This window comes from Pseudomonas sp. HY13-MNA-CIBAN-0226 (assembly GCF_040310305.1).
Taxonomy (GTDB): Bacteria; Pseudomonadota; Gammaproteobacteria; order Pseudomonadales; family Pseudomonadaceae; genus Aquipseudomonas; species Aquipseudomonas gregormendelii.
Genome location: NZ_JBEOPS010000325.1, coordinates 1 through 264, shown reverse-complemented (window position 1 = coordinate 264; position 264 = coordinate 1). Strand labels below are relative to the sequence as shown.

Sequence of the window (264 nt, the reverse complement as noted above, 5' to 3'; positions counted from 1 at the left end):
GCTACAGGCCGAGCAACCGCTCAATAACGAAAAAGACGCGCACAAACGGCTGCGCGCCTTGCAGGAGCAGGCTCGACCTTTATGTGCCTGGTGGTTGCGTCAGGATGCCACCGACCCGCGTGCCTTGCGCCTGGCCCGAACCTTGGCGTGGCTGATGCTCGTCAATTATCCCGACGCCAATAGTGAGCGGGTGACGGCGCTGCGCCCATTGGCTGGCGACAAGCGCAAGCGCTATCAAGACCGCTTCAGCCAAGGCCATTACAC

1 protein-coding gene is annotated in these 264 nt (G+C 61.7%); it reads left to right on the top strand.

What is annotated here, in order from left to right; genetic code table 11:
* On the top strand, positions 1-264 hold a 264-nt coding region (locus AAEZ05_RS28950), incomplete at both ends, for a type VI secretion system domain-containing protein (RefSeq protein ID WP_350650051.1).